The 8,057-nt window shown below is 57.9% G+C and carries 6 protein-coding genes and 3 pseudogenes; 6 read left to right on the top strand and 3 right to left on the bottom strand.

Features of this window, described 5'->3' with window-relative positions:
• The 5 genes and pseudogenes from EN955_RS32590 to EN955_RS32605 all read left to right on the top strand — a co-directional run.
• Positions 1-391 (top strand): transposase (locus EN955_RS32590; RefSeq protein WP_245492852.1); only part of this gene is annotated, 391 nt, incomplete at its 5' end.
• 31 nt (positions 392-422) lie between these two features.
• Positions 423-804: pseudogene (locus tag EN955_RS35935) on the top strand (ATP-binding cassette domain-containing protein); the annotation flags it as partial.
• 345 nt (positions 805-1,149) lie between these two features.
• Positions 1,150-1,296 (top strand): hypothetical protein, encoded by a 147-nt coding sequence (locus EN955_RS34990; RefSeq protein WP_155925016.1) that lies wholly within the window; start codon positions 1,150-1,152, stop codon positions 1,294-1,296.
• Between the two features lie 5 nt (positions 1,297-1,301).
• Positions 1,302-1,539 (top strand): annotated as a pseudogene (locus EN955_RS32600) (transposase domain-containing protein); the annotation flags it as partial.
• Positions 1,526-1,759, top strand: a complete 234-nt coding sequence (locus EN955_RS32605; RefSeq protein ID WP_024505897.1) for a hypothetical protein — start codon at positions 1,526-1,528, stop codon at positions 1,757-1,759. The pseudogene EN955_RS32600 and the gene EN955_RS32605, both read left to right, overlap by 14 nt.
• A 17-nt stretch (positions 1,760-1,776) precedes the next feature.
• Here the strand turns inward: EN955_RS32605 and EN955_RS32610 are convergent, their stop codons facing one another.
• Complete coding sequence (locus EN955_RS32610) at positions 1,777-3,432, bottom strand: MFS transporter (RefSeq protein ID WP_024505898.1); 1,656 nt, start codon at positions 3,430-3,432, stop codon at positions 1,777-1,779.
• 227 nt (positions 3,433-3,659) lie between these two features.
• Between EN955_RS32610 and EN955_RS35765 the strand changes: the two are divergent.
• Positions 3,660-4,206: pseudogene (locus EN955_RS35765) on the top strand (DDE-type integrase/transposase/recombinase); the annotation flags it as partial.
• A gap of 105 nt (positions 4,207-4,311) precedes the next feature.
• On the opposite strand, the gene EN955_RS32620 reads toward EN955_RS35765, so the two are convergent.
• Together EN955_RS32620 and EN955_RS32625 are read right to left on the bottom strand one after the other, a co-directional pair.
• A complete protein-coding gene (locus tag EN955_RS32620) occupies positions 4,312-5,508 on the bottom strand; it encodes a hypothetical protein (RefSeq protein WP_024505891.1) in 1,197 nt (398 codons plus the stop codon).
• A gap of 716 nt (positions 5,509-6,224) precedes the next feature.
• Complete coding sequence (locus tag EN955_RS32625) at positions 6,225-7,373, bottom strand: mandelate racemase/muconate lactonizing enzyme family protein (RefSeq protein ID WP_338101330.1); 1,149 nt, start codon at positions 7,371-7,373, stop codon at positions 6,225-6,227.
• Positions 7,374-8,057 lie beyond the last annotated feature (684 nt).

The following is an 8,057-nucleotide window of genomic DNA, read 5'->3' on the forward strand; positions in this document are numbered from 1 at the left end:
CATCAGCGCCGCGCTGGGTCAACGCTCGGCTTCAAGTCGATGGCCGGTGCCTATGCCGTCCTTTCCGCGTCTCGAGATGGTTCACATGATGCGCAAACGGCAGGCAAGGGGCGATATCGTCGCCGAGTTAAGCGGCGCCGCGGCGGCCGAAGATCTTGCAGCGGTGCCCGGGCGCGCGCGGCAACGAAGGCTGTGGAGTTGCACCGAGAAGCGCTCGTTGGTCGACATGGCGGATGCGGCGGGGTCATCGGTGACCGAGGTCGCGGAAGCATTCGGCGTAGCTCCGTCACAGCTCTATGCATGGCGCAAGCAGATGGCCGGCGGCGAGCTTGATGCCGATCGGGCGATGGCGATCTTCGCACGGATCGACGTGAGCGATCGCCAGGTGTAGAACGCCCCGTCGCCGATTGCCCGAATCCAGCCTTGCCGAATTCGCCGATGCTTTTCCGAGGCAGCTTTCCGGCGGCATAGCGCATCGCGTCGGCATTGCCCGGGCACTCACCGTCCAGCCCGAAATCCTTGTGCTCGACGAGCCGCTGGGGGGGCGCTGGACGCCATGACCAAGATCGCATGCAGGAGGAACTGGCGCGCATCTGGAGAGAGGAGAACGTCACCATGGTGATGGTCACCCATGACCTGGAAGAAGCGATCTATCTAGTCGACCGGGCGCTGATCCTGCCCAAGGACAAAGGCGGCGCGGCGCGATTGATCGACATCGACATGCCTCGCGATGCCGTCGGCAACTCCTGCGCGCGCTCATCAAGGACGTCGTGGCGGACGTCGATGACGAAGCCCGCGATGTGATCCTGACCATCTACTGGCATGGAGCCCAGCACTCGCAGGTGCGTGTGCGCAAGCCCAAATCCGGCGAGCATGGGCAGCATACGCCCGAAGAAGCCCTGGCGATCATGCGAACCATGGCAACGCGATGGTCCGACGCCGATATTGCCGCACCCTCAACCGCATGGGCATGCAGACGGGCCAGGGAAAGACCTGGACCGCCGGCCGCGTCCGGTCGCTTGCGCACGGTGCACAAGATCAGCGGCTACCGATCCTCCGACAAAATAGCGAATGGCCCACCATGTCGGATGCGGCCGGGAAGCTCGGCGTGTCGCACGTGAAAATCCGCCGTTCATCAGGGATGGCCTCTTGCCGGCCGAGCAGGTCATGCGCGGCGCGCCCTACCAGATCCGCGCCAGCGACCTCGAAGACGAACGGATCAAGGCCGATTTGGCGCGCAATACTCCGCGTCGCATCGACTACGACAACCAGGAATCGCTGTTTTCCGCCATTTGAAGAATCTCGGAAGAAAGTCCTGGCTGTTCTGCGGTTCCGATCGCGGCGGACAGCGCGCTGCCGTTCTCTACAGCCTGATCGTCAGCGCCAAGATGAACGATATCCCCGCAGGCCTGGCTCGCCGACGTCCTCGCCCGACTGCCCGCCTATCCGGCACATCGGATCGATGATTTGTTGCCGTGGAATTGGAGATCCGCAAAACTGCGACCCAACCAGCTGCGGCCTGATCATGCAGCGCAATAACGTGCATCACGTCTACACCGTCGAACGTATCGCCTGGGAACTCGGCGTCAGCGAAGCGCTCATCCACGAACTGCCCCTCGCTGCCGAGCCCGAGGACGGCGTCATCTGGGTGTACGGCGCCAATGATGACAACGGGATCTTGGCCTTCACCGATGAAGGCATCGAGGAGCTCAAACTCCTCCTCGAAGAATATCATCGCGTCTCCCCATCGAAAGCTTGACCCCAGCACTCCGGTGCTCAGGTCCTCATGGCCGCCGGATACGCACGTCTGCGGTCTTCAGCGGATGCGTACGTTGCGTCTGTCGTTCGCTGAATGGAAAGAACTGTCTGCGGAGGCACATCTCCATCATGCAGGGCCAGAAGATGATCGCCGACTTCCTTGTCCGCCGACGTGAGCCGATGATTTAGGCGGAGAAAATCCATCCATGTCGGCGTGCGGAATGTCTCCGTCCAAAGCGAGGGCGTTTGAAGGTTTCGCTGAAGCGTCCAGTTTCGAGCACCGGCACGGCTCTGAACATGACGCCGGGTCCGCATGTAGCCCAGAAAGGCGTCGATGTTCTCCTCAGGTATGGAATACTCGGTTTTGGCAACGATAGGGCCACTTCTCGGTTTCAGATCGAGTGCCAGTTCCGGCGGATGGAAGCCGGAACTCTCTTGATCCGTTTCTTCCCGGGGTCCCACCGGCAACACTATTCCCGCAACTGCCACCAGCAACAGGGCTAGTGCGGCGCCCTCCAAAGCCCATGTCAACGAGTAATTCTGCGTGACAGAACCCCAGATCCAGCTGCCGGCTGCCATACCGCCGGCGCTCAAGGCGTGGTAGATCGAGAGCGTGCGGCCAACAACCCACCTAGGGCTTGCCAGCTGCACCGACAAGTCAATGCCCGTCCAAGTGACTAGCCAACCCGCCCCACCGAGCGCTAACGAAATGGCCGCCGCGGCAATCGAAGAAGTAACTGCAAGGCAAAGGCAACATGCTGCACAAGCGACGGACGCGAACGCCACCAGCCTGTTTTGAGACGTGATACGCCTTAGGTAGCTGTTGCTCATGCCAGCGATGAAAGCACCCATGCCGAAACTGGCTAGTAGGACGCCATAGGCGATTGGGCCGCACTTCAACTGATCCCGGACGACGAGAGGGAGCAGCGCAAAGATCGCTATACTGGTCACCCCGAAAAGAGCTGCTCGGGCGATCGCCGCCCTGATCTCCAAGGACATCGCCGTGAAGCGCACGCCGTCATGAATTGCCGTCGTCATCATCTCGCGAGGGAGAGGAGAGGAGCGGACTTGCCATTTGGTGCGCCATATTGCGCTTAGAGGGATTAGATCACTGAGCGCAGCCAAGGCGAAAGCGGCCAGAGGTCCGAAGAAGGCCATGATCACGCCGCCCAAAGCCGGTGCGATGCTGCGCACGATGTTGTACCCGACCGACACAAGCGTCACCGCGGCGGGAATGTCGCGCTTATCGAGGATATCGCCGACGGAAGCATGCCAAGCCGGATCGGTTAGCGCAAAGCCGCAGCCGGCCAGGAAACTCAGTCCGAGTATGAACCAGGGGCTGACAAACCCCAGCCCGACAGAAATCATCAGCGTCGTCGATGCCGATGCTATGAGGCAGTGGCCCGCAAACATCACCCACCGGCGGCTGAAATTGTCGGCGATGGCTCCGGCAAGGATCGAGAGGAAGAACACCGGCAATGTCGAGGCAGCCTGAACAATCGCAACCATCAGATCGGAAGCCGAAGTAGTTGCCATCAGCCAGCTGACGGCAACCGTTTGCACGAGCCAACCCAGGCTGGATATTTGTGTGGCCGTCCAGATCGTGCGAAACACCGGGTTCCGAAATGGAGCGAGCGTTGCTGAAATAGGCAGCTGGTGATCTTCGCGCTGCATGATGTCTGACTGCCTTCGACTAAGCGTTTACTTCGGTAACGGTTGCTGGAGTAATGTGACAAACAAGCTGAAATTGAGAGTGCGGTCGCGTCCAAAGACTTCAATTGTTGATGGCAACCACAGCTGAGGGTTCTGTCGCAAAACGGAATGGCAACCCATATCTGGCACGAAGGCCTCTCTTTTTTCGGGGAGCTCGCTTGCTATGTTCAAAGGCCGTATTTCGACCGAGCCTGCGCGATCTGAAGGAGATGATGGCCGAACGCGGCCTGAACGTCGACCATTCGACCGTGCACCGCTGGTCGTTCACTTCTCGCCCCAGCTTCTGGAGCGCTTCATCGGGCGCAAGCGCGCCCTCAGTGGCACTTGGACGAGACATGCATCAAGATACGCGGCCAACGGATGTATCTCTATCGTGCCGCTTCTTCCAGAAAGCCCTGGAGCGCCACGGCAGACCGGATCGCATCTTCATCGACGGTAGCCCGACCAATCATGAGGCGATCATTTCCTGCGACGCCGAACTACCGTCTGCGAAATCGATAGCGACGAGCGCTGAAGCCGATCCGCTCCGCAACAGCAAGTACCTCAACAATCGAGACCGAGCAGACCATCGGCACATCAGCGCCGCGCTGGGTCAATGCTCGGCTTCAAGTCGATGGCCGGTGCCGATGCCGTCCTTTCCGCGTCGAGATGGTTCACATGATGCGCAAACGGCAGGCGCGGTTCGCCTATTCACGCCCCTCAATCGCCGAGCAGTTCGAAATCCTTGCAGCATGATCATCGGCGCGAAAGCGTCCCCTTGTGACCAAAAGCACGATTTGCGACAGAACCATGTAAACTGTTGCGCACTTTACCCCCGTCAATTTGGACTATTCTCAGCGCCTACATGGGAAGTGAAATCGTTTTAATAACGTCGCTCAGCGGCCGATATGGCAAGCCTTTTTTTTCTGCCGACAGAGCATGGGTCAGGTGGCCACCATAGCAACAGACTCCGTCACACAGGCTTTCATCGTCAGTAATGGTCTGCACGGATTTGAGACTGGCGATGTAACGGATGTAAGGGAAAGTTCGCGCTGTGAGCAGCCGCGTAGCGGTGTTGGCCACCATTGATGGAATGTGATCGCAGTTGTAATGCACGACATTTTCTTCGCGATACGAGTGGTAGAGCGATGCAGAAGAAGTACAGGTTTCGATCAATTCGCGATCACAGGCTGTACAGTCGCACAGTATGCTGCCTCTCTGCATGGCTCCAACCATGCTGCGGTCGATCAGGTACTCCATTTTTCGCTTCGGAAGATCGGAGCGACGCACCGCACAGTTGAGGACGATGTCCATCTCCGACAGTGCCGCCGCAATCGTGTCCTGAGTGCGTGAAGGATCTTTGTTATTCATGACGATCAGGTTGGTGTCGGTTGCGCCGATGTAGTCGACGCCTTCGGTTTCGAAGCGCGCGTTGGCTTTGCAATTGAAATCCTCACGCCCTCGAGTGACAACTACGGTCAAGGCAATCCCTAGGTCCGACAAGTATTTGAATGCGGACAGACCGATATTGCCGCATCCGATGATCAGAGCCCGCCCTCCGGGAAGACCGCTCTCATTTCGCGGGCAGAACACTCCTTTTTCCTTGGAGCACAACTCCAACGCCCGCTGAGCGAAGAGATAGCCAGTCAGTTGGCTCATCGGCTCAAGCAATGGATACCGGCTAGCTTTTCCCACCCACTCGTAAGCGATTCCCAGAAAGCCTCTACTGATGAGTTCAGAGACGTCCCGAGGATCAACGTTGTTCTCATCAAAATGCAGATACGTGAATAAGATGTGATGCGGAGCATAGTCAGAATATTCTGAGCGCAGCGGTTCCTTAACCTTGAGGAGGAGCCGCGCCCGGGCGAGGACCTCATCTTTCATCGCAAGCTTCCCTCCGCAGACCTGATAATCCGCGTCCGAGAATCCGGCCCCTTCCCCGGCACCGATTTCAACATAAATGTGGTGACCGAGGCGCGAAAGAGCTTGCGCCTGGATCGGCTGGAGTGCGACACGTCGCTCGTCTTCTTTGATTTCCTTCAAAACACCGATGTTCATCGTTGAAACTACCTTTGCAGTCTTCGGCCACGCTGCTATCCAATCCGCTGTCATTCCGTACGCACCGTTTTAGTGTGGCACTTTGTGTAGCGGTCTGGCTCGGGGGTGTCGGTTCCAGTGTCAGACAATACGCCGAGCCGCCGCTGAGCAGGGAGGAGAACACGAGGTCACTGATGCGAAATAGCCCCGGTCCGTGAGTTGTCGCTGGAGCCGTGGGGCTGCAGCTAGAGAGGTCAGTCTCCTTCCAATTCCAATCCGGTTGAGGCAGGCGCTATAGAAAAGATTTCTGCTGCGTTCTGTGCTCCGGCGGGGCTCCAAGCATTGGCATCAATTTTTTCAAACATGCCTTATCAGATCCCAGGCGGAACATACCTCGTGTTCGGATTGGCGGCTGCGAATTTTCTGTTAACTCGATTTGCTTTTTTGTTACAAAAAGCTGGAATGCAACGAGTGGATTGTAGGCGAACCTCGCCTGCCGTTTGCGCATCATGTGAACCATCTCGACGCGGAAAGGACGGCACGGCTATAATCATGCCGTCCTTGCTTCAGTCGTAGGTGAGCGCCTGCAATCTCATCTCGGTATCAAGAGCCCGGGTCAGGAAAACGGTCTGCCGTCAGATGGTAAAGGCGTCCTGCGACCGAGCCTGTCCTCCAGCTTGTCGAGCACGGCTGCAACCTCATGTCGCTTCAAACGCTACTCTAACTTTAACGCTGCTCTAACTTATAATGGCAGCCGGCTGGCCAAGCCTTTCAGCATCTGGATTTACGCCGATGCCTGGGGCTTCCGGCGGCGCGATATGGCCACTGTTGCGATTTGGGGTGTGTGTATCGAGCCGCGGAGTAACGTAGCCCGATAGATCGCACGTATTCATGATCCGGCTTGACGGGGTCGACGCCGCCAAGTGGAGGATTGCGCCCGTGGTAACATCCGATCCCCAAGTGTCCTCGATGCACATCTGGGGGCCGAGGTGCAGACACAGATCGCGAAGTCGCCGAACGGCACTAAGCCCTCCCGATTTGGAGAGCTTTAGGGCTACGGCATCCATACAGCCAAGATCATAAGCCCGAAGCAGCGAAGCCGTATCGTGCGCGTTTTCATCGATCTTCATCGGCAGCCCGGTTGCCGCGCGAACAGCGGCACACTCCTCAAGAGTTGCACAGGGTTGCTCCAGCATGATGTCGTATGCTGCGACAGCCTTGCCAACGCGTGTCGCATCCAAGCGAGAAGCCGCGCAGTTCCAGTCGCCATAGACGAGGGGACCCATGCCAACAGCCTCTCGTACAAGACGTAGCCGAGCGACGTCGGCTTCCCAGTTGATATCGGCACCTAACTTGACCTGAAACTGCGTCATACCGTCTGCCTGTGCCTCTCTAGCGATGACGGCCATTTCATCGGGCGCGATACAGGTGATCGAGTGGTAGAGCGGTATGCGAGCCATCTGGCGTCCACCGAGAAGCGCATAAAGAGGTAGCTTCGCGACTTTGCCTGTGATGTCCCAAAGAGCCAGGTCAAGGGCGGATTTTGCGTAGGCATGCCCCTGTAGCCAACTGTCAACCCGGCTCATTAACGCTTCCGGGCCGATCGGATCAGCTCCGATGATGACAGGCGCAAGATATTCCAGCGCGGGGCGCACGCCTTCAGCATAGGCAGGTAGATAGTGGGGAATCGGACAAACCTCACCCCAGCCAGAGATACCTTCCGACGTATCTACGCGGAGCAATATTGAGGTGACAGTATCGCAGGTTTTTTTATCTGCCATGTGATAAGGAACATAGCTGGTCAATGGCACTTGCCAAACTACTAGTCGTGTAATTCTCATTGCTGTCGCCGCTCCTTCGTTTGCGATGCTCTCGAATAATTGCATATGTGTCTGCTAACCGGATCCGGATCGCACCGCTGGCTGGCGCGCAATGGTCCCTCATGTTAAAGTTCGTAGTGATGCTTTACCGTTTTGCGTGACGGTGATTTCTTTCTAAGAATCCTCCCTTTGGCGGTCCATAAGGCGCTGGATTCAGGCGGGCCGAGTGGGCGAACTTGCCGGTGTCGCGCCCCAATAGTGGCCGCGGGTGCAGGTTACCCTAGCGATGACTAGTTCGACTGGTTCGTTAAGAACGCCGGTCGCCCGCAGTTGGGGACGGAAAACAACCGCGCCGACAGCGTCGGCCCCTCGCGACGGACAAATTCTTTCGCCAGATTCGGTCCAATCATGCTAGCTGCAGGGCCACTTCTTTTGTGACGTTTCGCATGGCCAACCCGGTCGGTGTTGTCGAGGCGGTACAATTCAGCATGAACCTAATTGCGTCAGAATCCATTTTGCCGATCCAGAGTGCTGCCTCCGGCGATTGTTATTGAAACCGTCCTAGTCCGCGTTCCCGCCTCGTTGCGGAAATCGCTCGCCCTAGGATCTCCTGATATGCGTCATCGAGAAAACCGAACGGCTTACTGCAACTCTCGCGCGCGTCCGGCGCCATTCCTGGTTTCCCAGATTGACTCGAAGTTGCGTAGCATCACTTCCGCGACGCTGAAGGTGTGCTTTCCTTGCCGGGAA

Origin of the sequence: Mesorhizobium sp. M7A.F.Ca.CA.001.04.2.1 (genome assembly GCF_003998485.1) — a bacterium.
GTDB classification, from domain to species: domain Bacteria; phylum Pseudomonadota; class Alphaproteobacteria; order Rhizobiales; family Rhizobiaceae; genus Mesorhizobium; species Mesorhizobium ciceri.

Coding starts and splice junctions, on each gene's coding strand:
- EN955_RS32625 (WP_338101330.1), bottom strand. CDS start 7,373: ATGCAATTATTCGAGAGCATCGCAAACGAAGGAGCGGCGACAGCAATG.
- EN955_RS32605 (WP_024505897.1), top strand. CDS start 1,526: ATGCAGCGCAATAACGTGCATCACGTCTACACCGTCGAACGTATCGCC.
- EN955_RS32610 (WP_024505898.1), bottom strand. CDS start 3,432: ATGCAGCGCGAAGATCACCAGCTGCCTATTTCAGCAACGCTCGCTCCA.
- EN955_RS32620 (WP_024505891.1), bottom strand. CDS start 5,508: ATGAACATCGGTGTTTTGAAGGAAATCAAAGAAGACGAGCGACGTGTC.